The 16,540-nt window shown below is 67.9% G+C and carries 11 protein-coding genes; 5 read left to right on the plus strand and 6 right to left on the minus strand.

All coding sequences use genetic code 11. The features are described from left to right. The first annotated feature begins 143 nt into the window (after nt 1-143). From CFB50_RS23860 to CFB50_RS23870, 3 genes are read left to right on the plus strand one after another with little or no spacing between them, the layout of a single operon-like run. Nucleotides 144-3,080: a molybdopterin oxidoreductase family protein gene (locus CFB50_RS23860; RefSeq protein WP_089447435.1), complete on the plus strand. Its 2,937-nt coding sequence runs from the start codon at nt 144-146 to the stop codon at nt 3,078-3,080. 16 nt (nt 3,081-3,096) lie between these two features. Then, nucleotides 3,097-3,843 (plus strand): 4Fe-4S dicluster domain-containing protein, encoded by a 747-nt coding sequence (locus CFB50_RS23865; RefSeq protein WP_069251249.1) that lies wholly within the window; start codon nt 3,097-3,099, stop codon nt 3,841-3,843. A gap of 41 nt (nt 3,844-3,884) precedes the next feature. Beyond that, nucleotides 3,885-4,832 carry a dimethyl sulfoxide reductase anchor subunit family protein gene (locus CFB50_RS23870; protein ID WP_069251250.1) on the plus strand — a complete coding sequence of 316 codons (948 nt, stop codon included), beginning with the start codon at nt 3,885-3,887 and terminating at the stop codon, nt 4,830-4,832. 32 nt (nt 4,833-4,864) lie between these two features. Here the strand turns inward: CFB50_RS23870 and CFB50_RS23875 are convergent, their stop codons facing one another. Further along, nucleotides 4,865-5,617, minus strand: a complete 753-nt coding sequence (locus tag CFB50_RS23875; protein WP_089447436.1) for an IclR family transcriptional regulator — start codon at nt 5,615-5,617, stop codon at nt 4,865-4,867. A gap of 196 nt (nt 5,618-5,813) precedes the next feature. Between CFB50_RS23875 and CFB50_RS23880 the strand changes: the two genes are divergently transcribed. Together CFB50_RS23880 and CFB50_RS23885 are read left to right on the plus strand one after the other, a co-directional pair. After that, a complete protein-coding gene (locus CFB50_RS23880) occupies nt 5,814-6,800 on the plus strand; it encodes an AAA family ATPase (protein WP_069251252.1) in 987 nt (328 codons plus the stop codon). Then, entirely contained in the window at nt 6,797-8,518 is a 1,722-nt protein-coding gene (locus CFB50_RS23885) for a cobaltochelatase CobT-related protein (protein WP_069251253.1), read from the plus strand. Before CFB50_RS23880 ends, CFB50_RS23885 begins: the two co-directional genes overlap by 4 nt. Before the next feature lie 109 nt (nt 8,519-8,627). Here the strand turns inward: CFB50_RS23885 and CFB50_RS23890 are convergent, their stop codons facing one another. The 5 genes from CFB50_RS23890 to CFB50_RS23910 form a co-directional block, all read right to left on the minus strand. Then, nucleotides 8,628-9,395, minus strand: a complete 768-nt coding sequence (locus CFB50_RS23890; protein WP_069251254.1) for a sulfite exporter TauE/SafE family protein — start codon at nt 9,393-9,395, stop codon at nt 8,628-8,630. Continuing rightward, nucleotides 9,392-10,426 (minus strand): phosphate acetyltransferase, encoded by a 1,035-nt coding sequence (pta, locus tag CFB50_RS23895; protein WP_069251255.1) that lies wholly within the window; start codon nt 10,424-10,426, stop codon nt 9,392-9,394. The genes CFB50_RS23890 and pta overlap by 4 nt, the downstream gene beginning before the upstream one ends. Nucleotides 10,427-10,553: 127 nt before the next feature. Continuing rightward, nucleotides 10,554-12,371, minus strand: a complete 1,818-nt coding sequence (xsc, locus tag CFB50_RS23900; RefSeq protein WP_089447437.1) for a sulfoacetaldehyde acetyltransferase — start codon at nt 12,369-12,371, stop codon at nt 10,554-10,556. A 160-nt stretch (nt 12,372-12,531) separates the two neighbouring features. Beyond that, nucleotides 12,532-12,930 (minus strand): nuclear transport factor 2 family protein, encoded by a 399-nt coding sequence (locus CFB50_RS23905; RefSeq protein WP_069251257.1) that lies wholly within the window; start codon nt 12,928-12,930, stop codon nt 12,532-12,534. Nucleotides 12,931-13,305: 375 nt separating this feature from the next. After that, nucleotides 13,306-16,191, minus strand: a complete 2,886-nt coding sequence (locus CFB50_RS23910; RefSeq protein ID WP_089447438.1) for a GH92 family glycosyl hydrolase — start codon at nt 16,189-16,191, stop codon at nt 13,306-13,308. Nucleotides 16,192-16,540 lie beyond the last annotated feature (349 nt).

The raw sequence follows: 16,540 nt of genomic DNA on the forward strand, positions 1-16,540 counted from the left end.
GCAACTATCGGGCCGACCGATAGCATCGATCAGAGGATGCGACTTTATGTCGGCCGCGTGCCGGCATAGCATGGATGAACCGATTCACGGGTGCGCCCCGCCGGGCGCACCCTCATCCGCGAATCCGCGAACGAGGACAGACGATGGAACATCGGGCACGCGAGCGGGACGAGCAGGCCGAGATCAAGACGACGACGTGCTACATGTGCGCGTGCCGCTGCGGCATCCGCGTGCACCTGCGCGACGGCGAGGTGCGCTATATCGACGGCAATCCCGCGCATCCGCTGAACCAGGGCGTCATCTGCGCGAAAGGTTCGTCGGGCATCATGAAGCAGTATTCGCCCGCGCGGCTCACGCAGCCGCTGATGCGCAAGCCGGGCGCCGAGCGCGGCGACGCGCAGTTCGAGCCGGTGTCGTGGGACGTCGCGTTCGACGTGCTCGAAAAGCGTCTCGCGCACCTGCGCGCCACCGATCCGAAGCAGTTCGCGCTGTTCACCGGCCGCGACCAGATGCAGGCGCTCACCGGCCTGTTCGCGAAACAGTTCGGTACTCCGAACTATGCGGCGCATGGCGGGTTCTGCTCGGCGAATATGGCGGCCGGGATGATCTACACGATCGGCGGCTCCTTCTGGGAATTCGGCGGCCCCGATCTCGACAACGCGAAGCTGTTCTTCATGATCGGTACCGCGGAGGACCACCATTCGAATCCGCTGAAGATCGCACTCGGCAAGTTCAAGCGCGCGGGCGGCCGCTTCATCGCGATCAACCCGGTGCGTACCGGCTACGCGGCAATTGCCGACGAATGGATTCCGATTCGTCCCGGCACCGACGGCGCGTTGTTCATGGCGCTGATGCACGAGCTGATCGCGCGCAACGCGTTCGACCTCGAATTCGTGTCGCGCTTCACGAACGCGGCGGAGCTGGTCGACCAGCGCGACGGCGCCGACACGTTCGGGCTGTTCGTGCGCGACGCCGGCGCGCCGGAGGTCAACGCGCTGTATCCGCAGAACCGGATGTGGTGGGACACGAAGACGAACCGCGCGGTGCTGCATCACACGGAAGGCGCGGCGCCCGCGCTCGACGGCCGCTATACGCTCGACGACGGCACGCCTGTCGCGCCGTCGTTCACGCTGCTGCGCGAACAGGTGGCCGAATGCACGCCCGAATGGGCGGCCGACATCACCGGCATCGCGGCCGACACGATCCGCCGCCTGGCGCGCGAGATGGAGACGGTCGCGCGCGACCACGCGATCGCGCTGCCGGTGCGCTGGACCGATTCGTGGGGCAAGGAACACGAATCGGTGAAGGGCGTGCCGATCGCGTTCCATGCGATGCGCGGGCTCGCCGCGCATTCGAACGGCTTCCAGACGATCCGCGCGCTCGCCGTGCTGATGTCGCTGCTCGGCACGATCGACCGGCCGGGTGGTTTCCGGCACAAGGCGCCGTATCCGCGCGCGGTGCCGCCGTCGGCGAAACCGCCGAACGACCCGGCGCAGATCAAGCCGAACACGCCGCTCGCCACCGGCCCGCTCGGCTGGCCCGCGGGCCCCGAGGATTTGTTCGTCCATCCGGACGGCACGCCCGCGCGGCTCGACAAGGCGTTCTCGTGGGAGTACCCGCTCGCGGTGCACGGGCTCATGCATTCGGTGATCACCAATGCGTGGCGTGGCGATCCCTATCCGATCGACACGCTGTTGATCTTCATGGCCAACATGGCGTGGAATTCGTCGATGAACACGACGGAAGTGCGCAAGATGCTGGTCGACAAGCGCGACGACGGCGAATACCGGATCCCGTTCCTCGTCGTGTGCGATGCGTTCGCGTCGGAGATGACGGCGTTCGCCGACCTGATCCTGCCCGACACGACCTACCTCGAACGTCACGACGTGATGTCGGTGCTTGACCGGCCGATCTCCGAATTCGACGGGCCGGTCGACTCGGTGCGGGTACCCGTCGTGCCGCCGACCGGCGAGTGCAAGCCGTTCCAGGAAGTGCTGATCGAGCTTGCGAGCCGGCTGAAGTTTCCGGCCTTCACGACCGCGGACCGGCAGCGCAAGTACCGCGACTATCCGGATTTCGTCATCAATTTCCAGACCGCGCCCGATTCCGGCACCGGCTTCCTGATCGGCTGGCGCGGCAAGGAGGGTGACAAGGCCGTCGTCGGCGAGCCGAACCCAGAGCAATGGAAGCGCTACGCGGAGAACAACTGCGTGTACCACCACCGGTTGCCGGAGCCGCTGCAGTACATGCGCAACTGCAACGGCCCGTACATGCAGTGGGCGGTCGACAACGGGATGCGCAAGTTCGGCGTGCCGATCGTGATCCAGCTCTACTCGGACGTGATGCAGAAATTCCGGCTCGCCGCGCAGGGCCGCACGTCGGGCCGCCAGCCGCCCGACCATCTGCGCGAGCGCATCGCGCGCTATTTCGATCCGCTGCCGTTCTGGCATCGGTCGCTCGAAAGCGGGCTGACCGATGCGGGCCGCTATCCGCTCGCGGCGATCACGCAGCGGCCGATGGCGATGTACCACTCGTGGGATTCGCAGAACGCATGGCTGCGGCAGATCCACGGCGAGAACCACCTGTTCGTGAACCCGGTCACGGCCGCCGCGCAGCAGATCGACGACGGCGCGTGGATCTACGTCGAATCGCCGTGGGGCAAGGTGCGTTGCCGCGCGCGCTACAGCGAGGCGGTCGAGCCCGGCACCGTGTGGACCTGGAACGCGATCGGCAAGGCGGCCGGCGCGTGGAACCTCGGGCCGCAGGCGGGCGAGTCGCAGCGCGGCTTCCTGTTGAACCACGTGATCACCGACGAGCTGCCGGATGCGGCGCGCGGCGGTGCGCGGATGTCGAACTCCGATCCGATCACGGGGCAGGCCGGCTGGTACGACGTGCAGGTGCGGATCTATCCGGCCGAAGCCGATGCGGCGACGACGTTGCCGCAGTTCGCGCCGATGCCGGCGCTGCCGGGCACGCCGCGCGTGCTGCAGCGCGTGCAGGCGTATTTCGCGGGAACCGGCGCATTCGCCGCGCGGCTGCGGCGCGCGACATCGGCCGGCCCGAAGTCTGAAGATCGCTGATCGAAGGAGCACCACCATGACCCAGATGGCCCTCGTCATCGACCTGAACGTATGCGTCGGCTGCCATGCCTGCGTGACGAGCTGCAAGGAATGGAACACGTCGGGCGAAGCCGGCAGTCTCGCCGATCTGCGCCCGTACGACGACGATCCGTCCGGCACGTTCTTCAATCGCGTGCAGACCTACGAAGCGGGCGTGTTTCCGATGACCGACACGATCCACTTCCCGAAGTCGTGCCTGCACTGCGAGGATCCGCCGTGCGTGCCTGTCTGTCCGACCGGCGCGAGCTACAAGCGCAAGTCGGACGGGATCGTGCTGGTCGACTACGACAAGTGCATCGGCTGCAAGTACTGCGCGTGGGCATGCCCGTACGGCGCCCGCGAGCTCGACGAAGGCCGCAAGGAGATGACGAAATGCACGCTGTGCGCGGACCGCATCGACAACCCGGCGCTGCCCGAACGCGACCGCAAGCCGGCCTGTGTGCTCGCGTGCCCGACGTCGGCGCGGCTGTTCGGCGACGTGCACGATCCGGAGTCGGAGGTGTCGCGCGCGATCCGCGAACGCGGCGGCTATCAGCTGATGCCCGAATGGGACACGCGGCCGTCGAACCATTACCTGCCGCGCATGAAGACCGAATCATCGTGCGGTTGCGGGAGTAGCGGCGGATGCGGCAGCACGTCGAACGGCCGCGACGAGGACGCGTCGTTCGAAGCTCGCGCGGCCCGTGGCGACATCGATCTCGTGTCGCTTGCGACGCAGCGCTGAACGCGCAGCCCCTTACTCATAGTCGAAAAAACGGAGTCCCCATGCGCCCAGCCTTTTCGGTCGTTTTTCTCACCACGCTGTGCGGTGCCGCACAAGGCCTGCTGCTGACGCTCGTGATCGTCGAGGCACTGGCGCGCGCGGCAGGTGTCGATATCGCTGCGTCGTTCTACGTGACGGGTGCCGCGCTGTCGGTCGCGCTCGGCGCACTCGGCCTGCTGGCGTCGTTCTTCCATCTCGGCCACCCCGAACGCGCATGGCGTGCGATCGCGATGTGGCGCACGTCGTGGCTGTCACGCGAATGCATCGCGCTGCCGGTGTTTCTCGCGTGCGCGTTCGCGTATGGCGCGGCGCACCTGTTTGGCTGGCCCGGCACGTTGCTGATCGGCGCGGCGGGCGCGCTTGCAAGCGTCGCGCTGTTCGTGTGCACCGCGATGATCTACGCGTGCCTGCGCTTCCTGCAGGAATGGGCAAGCCCGCTGACGCTCGTGAACTTCGTGCTGCTCGGCTGCGCGTCGGGCTGCACGCTGGCGACGGCGTGCGCCGCGTGGCTCGCGCCGGCGCTGGTAGGTCGGCTCGCGGTGGCCGCGTGTGTGCTGACGCTCGCGGGTTGCGTGGCACGGCTCGCGTCGCTTGCACGCAATGCGCGGCTGCGGCCGAAGTCGACCGTACAGAGCGCGACCGGGATCCGCAGCGACAAGGTCGAACAGAAGTCGCGCGGCTTCACGGCCAGCGCGTTCAATACGCGGGAGTTCTTCCACGGGCAGGGCAACGGCACGCTGCGTGCGGTGAAAGCCGGCTTCCTGATCGGCGCATTTGCGGTGCCGTTCGTGCTGACCGGCGCGGGCGCGCTCGCGCCGACGTCGGTCGCGGCCGCCGTCGCGCTCGGCGCGGCGTTCGTGATCCAGTACGCGGGGCTGGTCGCGGAACGCTGGTTCTTCTTCGCGGATGCGTGGCATCCGCAGAACATCTACTACCAGCGCGCGTCGTGACGTTGCGTGTGCGCCGCCGTGCCGTGCGGGAACTAGAACGTTTCCGCGAGCGCGCGCGCCGCTTCCTGCAAACGCGACACATGGTCGAGCAGCCGCGACAGCGGTGCGCGCGACACGGGCGCATGCACGGCGACCGCGGCGATGCACGCCCCGTCGTCGCCGACGATCGGCGCCGCGATGCACACGATGCCCGCGACGTATTCCTCGGTGTCGATCGCGACGCCCTTGTGCGCGGTGCGGTCGAGTTCGGCTTCGAGCAGCTCGGGGTCCGAGATCGTGTTCGGCGTGTAGCGCGGCAGCGCCAGCGCGCGTACCAGCGCGGTGCGTTCGTCGCGCGGCAGCAGCGCGAGCAGCAACTTGCCGCTGGCGCTGCAATGCGCGGGCACGCGCGAGCCGGGCTTCAGGTCGAGCCGCAGCGGCCAGTCGGCTTCGACGCGGTCGAGATAGACGACTTCCGTGTCATGCAGCGCGGTGAGGTTGCAGGTTTCGCCGAGATCGGCGACGAGCCGTTCGAGGATCGCGTGGCGCAGCCGGCGCGCGCCCGCATGCAGCATCACGCCGGTGCCGAGCCGCGCGAGGCGCGGGCCGATCGCATACGCGTTCTTGCGGCCCGGCTCGCGGATCACGAGGCCGCCAGCCTCGAGCGACGCGAGCATCCGGTGCAGCGACGCCTTCGGGATATCGACTTCACGCACGAGATCGGCGAGCGACACGGCATCGCCGGCCTGGACGAGATGTTCGAGCAGCGCGAAGGCGCGCAGCGTGGGCGTATCCGCGGGCAGCATGGCAGGCGTTCCGGAAACTGGAGTGCGGCCATTGTACCGAACGGCCTGGAAAGCCGGCCACGTGGGGCAGTGGGCGCGACAACCCGGCACGCATTTTCAGTGATGGAACGCATCGTTCCGTCAACACGACCGGCGCGGGCGCGACGATCGACGCCCGCGCGGCCAGCAACGACAGCAACGACAGGAGCGCAACGCAATGGATGGGGTGGCGAACAAGCCGGATTGCATGGTGTCGGTCCGCGAACGGTTCGGGTTCGATTCGGACCTGATGGTGCCCGCGTTCAGCGCGCGCGACGACCACGTACCCGATATCGACGACGCATACCGGTTCAACCCGGACGTCACGCTTGCGATCCTCGCGGGCTTCGCACGCAACCGCCGCGTGCTCGTGCAGGGGATGCACGGCACCGGCAAGTCGACGCATATCGAACAGGTCGCGGCACGGCTGAACTGGCCGTGCGTGCGTATCAATCTCGACGGCCACATCAGCCGGCTCGACCTCGTCGGCAAGGACGCGATCGTCGTGCGCGACGACGTGCAGGTAACCGAATTCCAGGAAGGAATCGTGCCGTGGGCGCTGCAGCGTCCGGTCGCGCTGATTTTCGACGAATACGATGCGGGTCGGCCCGACGTGATGTTCGTGATTCAGCGGATTCTGGAGCGCGACGGCAAGTTCACGCTGCTCGACCAGAACCGCGTGATTCACCCGCATCCGTCGTTCCGGCTGTTCGCGACCGCGAACACGGTCGGGCTCGGCAACCTGAACGGGCTCTACCACGGCACGCAGATGCTCAACCACGCGCAGATGGACCGCTGGAACGTGGTCGCGACGCTCGACTACCTGCCGCGCGACGAGGAGATCGGCATCGTGCGCGCACGCGTGCCGGAACTCGCGGACGAAGCTGGCCGCCCGCTGCTCGAATCGATGGTGAGCCTCGCGGAGCTCACGCGCAACGGCTTCGCGACCGGCGACCTGTCGACGCTGATGTCGCCGCGCACGGTGATCAACTGGGCCGAGAACTGCCAGATCTTCCGCGATCCGGCGCTCGCGTTCCGGCTCACGTTCCTGAACAAGTGCGACGACGCCGAACGGCCGGTCGTCGCCGAGTATTACCAGCGCTGTTTCGGCGAGGAGCTGGCGGTTGCGTCGCGTGTCGGCGGCGAGCCGGGAGCGGGGCGGTGAGCGCCGATCGCGACGCCGCGCGCCGCGCATCGGCGCGCGAAGCGCTGGGCGCGTCGACGGTGCGTGCGCTGACTCGCGATGCGGCGCTGCATTACCGCGCCGGCCGCGTATGCCGCGACCTGCGGCCGCTGCCGATCCATGCGCCGCACCTGCGCGCGCAGGCCGCCGACGACGATCTCGCGTCGTGGCGCGGTGCGGCCGACGGCGCCGCACTGCGCATCCTGCATTCGGATGCGGGCCTGCATCGCGCGTTGTCCGGCGACGATCCGGTCGAACGCGTGCTGTTCGACATGCTCGAGCAACTGCGCTGTGAGTCGCTGGCGCCGCCCGCGATGCGCGGTGTCGTGCAGAACCTGCGCCATCGTTTCGAAACCTGGTCGCGCGCATTTCACCGGTCGGGGCAGGCTGACACGCATGTCGGGATTCTCGTGTACACGGTCGCGCAGATCGCATGGTCGCGGCTGACGGGCTGGCCCGTGCTCGAAGAGACGGAGGGCCTGATCGAAGCGTCGCGGGCGGCGATCGTGCCCGAGATCGGTGTGCAGCTCGCAGGGCTAAAGCGGTGCCGGCACGATCAGCGCGCATTCGCGGAACATGCGCTGACGCTTGCGAAGCGCATCGCGGCGATGATTCTCGACGCGCGCGCAGCCGTCGTGGAAACGGCGACGGAAGATGCACGCGAGCAGGACGACGCATTGACGAATTTCTCGCTGTGGGTCGATTTCGACGACACAGGCATCGACTTGCCGGCTCTCGTGGAGACGGGCGACAGCGTCGTGCTACACGGTGGCGACGCCGCCTACCGTGCGTACACGACGCGCTACGACCGCGAACTCCGGCCGGCCGCGCAGATCCGTGCGGCACTGCTGCGCGAATATCGCGACCGGCTCGACGGCCAGGTCGCCGCGCAGCGGATCAACGTCACGCGGCTCGCACGTGTGTTGCGTGCGGCGCTCGTCGTGCCGCAGGCCGACGGCTGGTCGTTCGGCGAGGAGCATGGCCGGCTCGACGGCCGCCGGCTCGCGCAACTCGTCAGCTCGCCGGCCGAACGGCGGTTGTTCCGGCTCGAACGCGTGCGGCCACATGCCGACTGCGCGCTCGCGTTCCTGATCGACTGCTCGGGGTCGATGAAGACGTGGATCGACGGCGTCGCGCTGATGGTTGATACGCTGGCCCGCGCGGGCGATGCCGCCGGTCTCGCAACCGAAGTGCTGGGCTTCACGACGCTCGCCTGGAACGGCGGCCGCGCACGGCACGACTGGCTCGCGCGCGGCAAGCCGCGCCATCCGGGCCGGCTCAACGAAACCGGCCACCTGGTGTTCAAGGACGCGGATACCCGCTGGCGACATGCGCGCACGGGCATTGCCGCGCTGTTCAAGGCCGATCTGTTCCGCGAGGGTGTGGACGGCGAAGCGGTCGAATGGGCGTGCGCGCGTCTCGCGGCGCGGCCGGAGGCGCGCAAGATCCTGGTCGTGATCTCGGACGGCAGCCCGATGGATAGCGCGACGGCGCTCGCGAACGATCCGTTCTACCTCGACAACCACCTGAAGCAGGTGGTTGCGCGCCAGGAGTCGGCCGGCCGCGTCGAAGTGCTCGGGCTCGGCGTCGGGCTCGATCTCGGCCCCTATTACCGGCACCGGCTCGCGATCGATCTCGCGTCAGCGCCGGACATGAAGCGGCTCGTCGAAATCGCCGGATGGATCGGCGCGCGGCGGTGACGCGGGTGACTGCATTCGATGCGGACGCGGACGCGGCGAATGTGTACGCGTCGAGTCCGAATCGATCGCCGGGAACAGGGCGGTTCGACGCGGCGCACGCCGCGCGACATCAAGCGCGATGCAGCAGCGGCGGCAGCGACGTTGCGATCAGCCCGATGCCGATCGCCATCAGCACACCGAACGCAAGCCGGCGCAGCGCGACCGGCGACAGCGGCGGCGGATAGTGGCGCGCGGCGACCGTCGTCAGCATCACGACCGGCGTCGCGATCGCGGCCAGCAGCCAGATGTCGCGATCGAGCTGGCCTTCGCATGCGCTGTACAGCACGCGCGTGGCCGAGGTTGTCGTGAACAGCACGATCAGCGCGCAGCGGATCTGCACGAGCGTCAGCGGCTGCCGGTAGAACTGGAAGATCAGCGGCGGCCCCGACACACCGAACATTCCGCTGAGCAAGCCGCCGAACAGGCCGCTGACGAAGAAGCTGCGGTTGTCCGAGCGCTCGGTGAGCGGCGTCGGGCGCAGCGCCGCACTCAGTCCGCCGTACAGCACGACCGCGCCGAGGATCAGTTGCAGCAGGTCGGCCGCCGATCGGCTCAGGCATTCGAGCAGCAGCACGCCCGCGACGACGGACGGCAGGATGCCGAGCGTCGCCGCGCCGACCGCGCGCCAATCGATGTGATGCAGCCGGCCGGGCAGTGCGGTCGCGCCGTTCGCGAGCGACACGACGCTCATCAGCGTGGCGACGGTGGCGAGCGGCGCGAGCCCGAAGCCGCTCGTCGCGCCCATCACGATCATCCCGAGCCCGAAGCCGGTGACGGTCTGGAAATAGCTGCCGGCGCCGATCACCGCGATCAGGATCGCCAGTTTGTCGGCTGTCATGCGTGCGCAGCCTCGCCGGTTGCGGCGCGTTGCGCGGCCGCCTGCGCCTGCACGGTGGTTGCCGCGATCACGTGATACACGTCGGCGGCGCTGCAGCCGCGCGACAGGTCGTTCGCGGGGCGGCGCAGCCCCTGCAGCAGCGGGCCGACGGCTTTCGCGCGGCCGATCCGCTCGGCGAGCTTGTAGCCGATGTTGCCGGCTTCGAGGCTCGGGAACACGAGCACGTTCGCGTGGCCGCCCACCTGCGAATGCGCGATCTTGCGCTCGGCGATTTCCGCGACGATCGCCGCGTCGAGCTGCACGTCGCCGTCGATCGCGAGGGTGGGGCGCAGTGCGCGCACGTGCGCGGTCGCGGCCGTCACCTTGTCGACCGCCGCGTGATGCGCGCTGCCGCTCGTCGAGAACGACAGCATCGCCACGCGCGGCGCCTCGCCGAGCAGCGCGTGCGCGCTGTCGGCGGCAGCCATCGCGATCTCGGCGAGCTGATCGGCATCCGGATCGACGACCAGCGCGCAGTCGGAGAAGATCAGCCCGCCCTTGATCGTGTGAAACGGCTCGCACAGCATCATCAGGAAAAAGCTCGACACGATCCGGAATGCGGGATCGACGCCGATCAGCTGGATCGCCGCGCGCACGACGTCGGCCGTCGCATGCACGGCGCCCGCGACCGAGCCGTCCGCATCGCCGAGCCGTACCATCAGGTTCGCGTGGCAGAGCGGGTCGAGCACCGCGTCGCGCGCGGCGTCGGCCGTCATGCCCTTGTTCTTGCGCAGCGTGTGCAGCGTGTCGGCATAGGCATCGCGTTGCGTGGCGGTGGCCGGATCGACGAGCGTCATCCCGTCGAGATCGATCGCGTCGCGCGCGGCCGCCGCGTGGATCGCCGCACGGTTGCCGACGAGCACGATGCGGGCGATGCCGTCGCGTGTCGCGCGTGCGGCGGCCTGCAGCACGCGCGGATCGTCGGCTTCGCACAGCGCGATGCGCATCGGCTGGCGGCGCGCGGCGTCGAGAATGCGGTCGAGGGCTTTCATCGTTTGCTCGGATAAGGAAGAAAAACGGCCGGATGCGGCGGCCCGCACGGGGCACGGCGTCCGGCCGGAGGGCCGGCCGCGCGAGAGGGGCGCGCGACCGGCAACGGGGTGCGTCGGCGACGCGGCGTTACACGTAGTCCTTGTACTTGTCGAGCATGCGCACCGGCTTCGACAGCGCATCGCGACGGAACGGGTCGCCGAGTTCGCGCGTGCACATGATCTCGATGATCGTCGTCTTGCCTTCGTTCATCTGCATGTCGATGGCACGCTTGAGCGCCGGGCCCACATCCTCGAGGCGGTCGACCGTGATCCCTTCGGCGCCCATCGCACGCGCGATCGCCGCGAAGCTCTGGTTGTCGAGTTCACCGGCGACGAAGCGGCGGTTGTAGAAGTCGACCTGGTTCTTCTTCTCCGCGCCCCACTGGCGGTTGTGGAACACGACGGCCGTCACCGGGATGTTGTGGCGCACGCAGGTCATCGTTTCCATCAGGCTCATGCCCCACGCGCCGTCGCCCGCATACGACACGGCCGGGCGGTGCGGCGCCGCGACCTTCGCGCCGATGATCGTCGGGAACGCGTAGCCGCAGTTGCCCCAGCTCATCGCCGCGAAGAAGCTGCGCGGCTTGTTGAAGCGCAGGTAGCTGTTCGCGACCGAGTTGATGTTGCCGATGTCGGTCGACACCATCACGTCCTCGGGCATCGCCTTCTCGAGCTCGCGCAGCACCTGGCGCGGATGCAGGTACTGGCCGCCGCTGAACGGCTTCTCGTGCTTCTGCTCCTCGATCATGTCGAGGCTGTACGCGTCGCGCTCGTGCGTCCAGTCGTCGAGTTCCTTTTCCCACGCGGCCTTCTCGGTCGCGATCTGGTCGGCGCGATCGCCGCGCGAGCCGTCGCACGCGAGCGTGCGGCCTTCGAGGCGTTGCGTGAGCGCGATCGCCGCGGCCTTCGCATCGCCGCAGATGCCGACCAAGATCTTCTTCACGAGGCCGAGCATCTTGTGATCGGCGTCGATCTGGATGATCTTCGCGTCCTTCGGCCAGTAGTCCATTCCGTGCTGCGGCAGCGTGCCGAACGGCCCGAGGCGCGAGCCGAGCGCGATCACGACGTCCGCGCGCGACAGCAGCTTCATCGCGGCCTTCGAGCCCTGGTAGCCGAGCGGGCCGCACCACAGCGGATGGTTCGCCGGGAACGAGTCGTTGTGCAGGTAGCTGTTGACGACCGGCGCGCCGAGCCGTTCGGCGAGCGCCTTGCATTCCTCGATCGCGTCGGCCATCACGACGCCGCCGCCCGAGATGATCACCGGGAACTTCGCCTGCGCGATCAGTGCGGCCGCGTCGTCCAGGCTCTGTTCGCCGCCGGCGCCGCGGTCGAGCCGGCGCGGTTGCGGAATCTCGACCTTGACCTTGCCGTAGAAGTAGTCGCGCGGGATATTCAGCTGGGTCGGGCCCATCTCGGCCTGCGCGCGGTCGAAGCAGCGCGCGGTGAATTCGGCCATCCGCGCCGGGTGCGTGACGTGGCCCTGGTATTTCGTGAACTCCTGGAACATCGGCAGCTGGTTTGCTTCCTGGAAACCGCCGAGGCCGATGCCCATCGTGCCGGCTTCCGGCGTGACGATCACGACCGGGCTATGGGCCCAGTACGCGGCCGCGATCGCCGTCACGCAGTTGCTGATGCCGGGGCCGTTCTGGCCGATCACGACGCCGTGGCGGCCCGACACACGCGCATAGCCGTCGGCCATGTGGCCCGCGCCCTGTTCGTGCACGACCGGGATCAGGCGGATGCCGGCCGGCGCGAAGATGTCCATCGCATCCATGAACGCGGAGCCCATGATGCCGAACATGTCGGTCACGCCGTTGGCCGCGAGGGTCTCGACGAAGGCTTCGGACGGCGTCATGTCCTGCGGACCGTTCGCCGATGCACGCAGGGAGGTGGATTGTTCGCTCATGGGTTGTCTCCGATTGTTCAATTAACGGAACGTCTTGTTCCAGATGCTATTTGCTGGGGAAGGCCGGTCAAGTCATTCCGCCCGCTGCCGGGGAATGTGGAATGAAATGAAATGATTCGTTTCAAAATGCGTGGGGAGCACGGTGGCCGGGGCGGTGCGCTCAGGCCGGCTGCTTCGGCCGTTCCTTGCGGAATGCCCGCTTGACGGCGATCAGCCCGTCGCGGAATTCGAACAGGTCGCAGCCTTCGGCCTCGATGCGCCAGCCTTCGGCGTGCGTGCCCGTGAACACCCACTCGGAGACGCCGCGCTCGCCGGCGATGTAATGGCGGCCGTGGCCCCAGTGCGCGTCGGGGAAGGTCTTGAACACGGCTTCGAACGCGGCGCGTACCGCGTCACGGCCGACGAAGCGCGTGCCGTGGATGTCGGGGCCGCCGGCCGCGTCGAACACGCAGTCCTCGGTCATGAAGCCCATCAACGCATTGGCGTCGTGCCGGTTGAATGCGTCGGAAAACGCCGCGAGCGTGGCGGCCGTGACGGGGGCGGTGAGCGTATCTGCCATAACGTGTCTCCTGTCGAATGGTGGGCGGTGCGCAAGGCGCTGGCGCGCATGCGGCACGCGGTATCGACACGTTAGTGAGCGCTCGTTTTTGGCGGTAGCGCCAGTCGGGAGGATTCGCTTGGGCCAGCGGCGGCGCCTGACCGGTGCGCCTGTCTGCCGGCGCCCCGCGGGCTCACGACGGTGAGTGCCTTGACGCGCATCGATCGAAATCGTCGACGCGGAGCGATGAGCAAAAAGCGCTGCCGCAGGGGCATATCGCGGAACCGTTGCAGTGACGCGAGGACGTCACGGCGGCCGTGGGCCGCGCGGCAGCAGCGCCGGCCGGCGAGGGGAGACATCGGAGGGCCCGATGCATCCCCGTCGGTCATGCGGACGTCAAGACGCCGCCATGCCGATGCCGAACACATGCATCTTGCCGGCGCTCACCTGGCGCGGCAGCACGATGCTCGTCACCACCTTGCCGGGCGGCACCGGAATCTTCTGCGCGAAGATGTAGGTCTTGACGTTGTCCTGCTGGCCGCTGCCCGAGTTGCGGTACGCCATCGTGACGGCGATCGCCGCGCTGGCGTGCGCGCTGCCGCCGTTCAGCGTCCAGTCGTCGAACGCCAGCGTGACGGCCTGACTCGAACCGTCGGCGAAATTCAACTGCGCCGTGCCGCTGCTCGGGCCATTGTTGGCCGAGCCGAGCACCACCACGCCGGTGCCGGCCGATCCCGGCGGCAGCATCACGGTCTGGCCGACGGTCACGGTGTTGTCGAGCGAGAGCGGCCCGCCCGCGACCGCGACGCTGGCGCCGGCCACCGCGAACGGCTTGCCGGGCTGCACGCCCGCCGCTGCCAACGCATTCAGCGAGTAGCTGAACAGGCTGCCGTCGAAGTCCGCGCCCTGGCCGTCGGCATTGGTCGCACCGTCCGCGCTGAAGCCGCGATTGTTGTAGCTGTCGACCGCGTTGATCGCCACGGGCACGCCGAACGACGGCGGCTGTTTCCTGCTGCCCCATTGCGACGGCGCGCTGCCCATCGCGAAGTGCAGCGTCGCGCCGTTCGCGATGTCGTCGAAGGCGACCCACGGCACATCGTGCGCGCGACCGTTGATCGACAGCGACTGCACATAGCCGGACGCGGGCGCGCCTTCGGCACGAATCCGCCACGTGCGGCCGTTGCCGAGCCGGACGTCGATCTGCGGGAACTGCGGGCTGCCGATCGCCAGGCCCGCCACGCCGGGGATCTGCGGATACAGGCCCAGCGCACCCCACACATACCAGCCCGACACGGCGCCGAGGTCATCGTTGCCCGGCAAGCCGTCGGGGCCGGTGCCGAACGCGCTGGCGAGGATCTGCTGCACGACGCGCTGCGTGCCCGACGGCTGCCCGGCCCAGTTGTAGAGCCAGGGCACCTCGAAGGTCGGCTCGTTGCCCATGTAGAAGTTGGGCAGGCTCAGGCCCGCATTGAGCACCGTGAAGAACTGGTCGAGCCGCGACGTCACCGCCGCATTGCCGCCCAGCTGCGCGAACAGGCCGGCACCGTTGTACGGCACCATCCACGTGTACTGCTCGGCATTGCCTTCCACGTAGTTGTCGCCGCTGCTCGGCGTCTCGGGTATCCACGCGCCGTTCGACTGGCGCGCCGCGATCAGCGGCGGCGTCAGCGCGGTGTCGAGCAGGTTCTGCCAGTAGGCCGAGCGGCTCAGCAGCATGCGCTGCGTGGCGGCGTCGCCGAGTGCCCCGGCGAAGCGCGAGATCGCGAAATCGCTGCTCGTGTATTCGAGCGTGGACGAAGCCTGCCCCCACTCGCCGCCAGTGATGTAGCCGGTCTGCAGGTAGCTCGCGCGACCGCCGTTGGTGGTCACGTTGTTGCAGGCCGTGCCGGGGATGTTCGCCATCTTCACCATGTGCTGCAGCGCGGATCGCGTATCGAAGCGCCGCGCGCCGAACGCATAGGCGTTCGAGACGATCAGCGAACCGGCGTCGCCCGGCATCACGCCGTCCTCGACGTTGTCGTTGACCCAGTGCGGAATCGCGCCGCATTGGTCCGCGTCGTTGATCAGCGACTGGATCATGTCGCTCGTTTCGGACGGGTTGAGGATCGACTTCAGCTGGATCAGCGAGCGGTAGATGTCCCAGCCCGAGAACGACGAATACTGGGCGTGCTGGCCCTTGGCGACCTGATGCACGGTATTGTCGAAGCCGATGTACTGGCCGTTCACGTCGCTGAAGATGCTGGGTGCCCACAGCGCGTGATACAGCGCCGTGTAGAACTTCTTCTTCGCATCGAGCGTGCCGCCCGCCACGCGGATGCTATTGAGGCGGTCGTTCCAGATGCGGTCGGCCTGCGTGCGTACGCCCGCGAAGTCCCAGCCGCGAGTTTCCGCGTCGAGGTTGGCTTTCGCGTTGGCGATGCTGACGTAGGAGATGCCGATCTTCATCCTGACCGTCTGGCCCGAGCGGAAACCGAGCTGGGCCACGCCGTGCGAAATCGACGCCGACGTGAAGGCCTGGTCGAAGGCGGCGTAGAAGTAGACGGGTACCGGCACCGAGTTGCCGCAGAAGCCGCCGCCGATCGTGCTGCCGGAAATGGCGCTGTCGGAAACCTGCGTGATGGCGCCAGTGGTCGAGGTCTTGGTATTGGTGCGGGTCGCATCGAGTACCAGCAGCGCGGGTTTGCCGGCCGGGTATGCGAACTGGCCGAAGCCGGTGCGCAGGGTGGCGGTCAGCTCCACCTTGATTTGCGAGTCGAGCAGCACGGAGTAGTAGCCGGGCCTGGCCGTTTCATTCGCATGACTGAATGTCGGTGCGAGCTGAGCCGGGTCGGTGGTCGGCATGACCGGAAATTCGCCGTTGTTGCCGCTGCAGCCGGCGCCCGGCATGTGCGTCACGCTGAAGCCCTGGATCGAGTGGATATCGTAGTAGTAGCCGGCGGGCGAGTTCGGCTCCTGGCTGTTGTTCGGCGCGGGCGTGGTGTTGGTGTCGGGCGCCCACTGCACCATGCCCGACGGCAGGCCGGCGGCCGGTTCGACGCTGCCGGCCTGTCCCGCCGGCACCGGGTTCGGAGAATTGCTCGCGAGCGTGCCGATCAGCGGATCGACGTACTGTGTCAACGACAGGTTGCGGTTGTCATCGAGATTGGTCGTATCGGCCACGGCGTCCGACGGGCGTGCCGCCAATGCCGACGCCGCGGTTCCGTCGCTGCCGTCACCGCCTCCGCACCCGCTCAACGCGCACGCCGCGGCCAGGATTGCCGCGAGCGTCGTGAATCGAATCATGATCGCCCCCTCCGGTTATCCATGCACTTTTTCGTCGGCAGTCCAATCGATCGAACCGTCGGTTCGTCGTGGCGTGTTGCCGTCTTTCAGCGTCGTAACACTAGGATTTGGATGAATCCGTTGTCAATCGGATTTGGAGAGTTGTAATGTTTTTATTGGATTTACTAAACGAATCGAAACGAAAACAATCCAGGCGATCGTGTGTTGAAGCCGCACTGTAGCGGTCTGCAAGCGTGAGCGATGCACGCGGTGTCCGATGAAGCAGCGGATATGGCCTGCCGGTCGAATCGGTGCGTCTTGCGTTCACGTCTGCGGTTCATCGATACCCGACGAGGCGGTCGGAAAGCGT

It is taken from the genome of Burkholderia sp. AU33423 (assembly GCF_002223135.1).
In the GTDB taxonomy this organism is placed as follows: domain Bacteria; phylum Pseudomonadota; class Gammaproteobacteria; order Burkholderiales; family Burkholderiaceae; genus Burkholderia; species Burkholderia lata_D.

Coding starts and splice junctions, on each gene's coding strand:
- CFB50_RS23865 (WP_069251249.1), top strand. CDS start 3,097: ATGACCCAGATGGCCCTCGTCATCGACCTGAACGTATGCGTCGGCTGC.
- CFB50_RS23860 (WP_089447435.1), top strand. CDS start 144: ATGGAACATCGGGCACGCGAGCGGGACGAGCAGGCCGAGATCAAGACG.
- CFB50_RS23890 (WP_069251254.1), bottom strand. CDS start 9,395: ATGACAGCCGACAAACTGGCGATCCTGATCGCGGTGATCGGCGCCGGC.
- xsc (WP_089447437.1), bottom strand. CDS start 12,371: ATGAGCGAACAATCCACCTCCCTGCGTGCATCGGCGAACGGTCCGCAG.
- CFB50_RS23870 (WP_069251250.1), top strand. CDS start 3,885: ATGCGCCCAGCCTTTTCGGTCGTTTTTCTCACCACGCTGTGCGGTGCC.
- CFB50_RS23910 (WP_089447438.1), bottom strand. CDS start 16,191: ATGATTCGATTCACGACGCTCGCGGCAATCCTGGCCGCGGCGTGCGCG.
- CFB50_RS23905 (WP_069251257.1), bottom strand. CDS start 12,930: ATGGCAGATACGCTCACCGCCCCCGTCACGGCCGCCACGCTCGCGGCG.
- CFB50_RS23880 (WP_069251252.1), top strand. CDS start 5,814: ATGGATGGGGTGGCGAACAAGCCGGATTGCATGGTGTCGGTCCGCGAA.
- CFB50_RS23875 (WP_089447436.1), bottom strand. CDS start 5,617: ATGCTGCCCGCGGATACGCCCACGCTGCGCGCCTTCGCGCTGCTCGAA.
- pta (WP_069251255.1), bottom strand. CDS start 10,426: ATGAAAGCCCTCGACCGCATTCTCGACGCCGCGCGCCGCCAGCCGATG.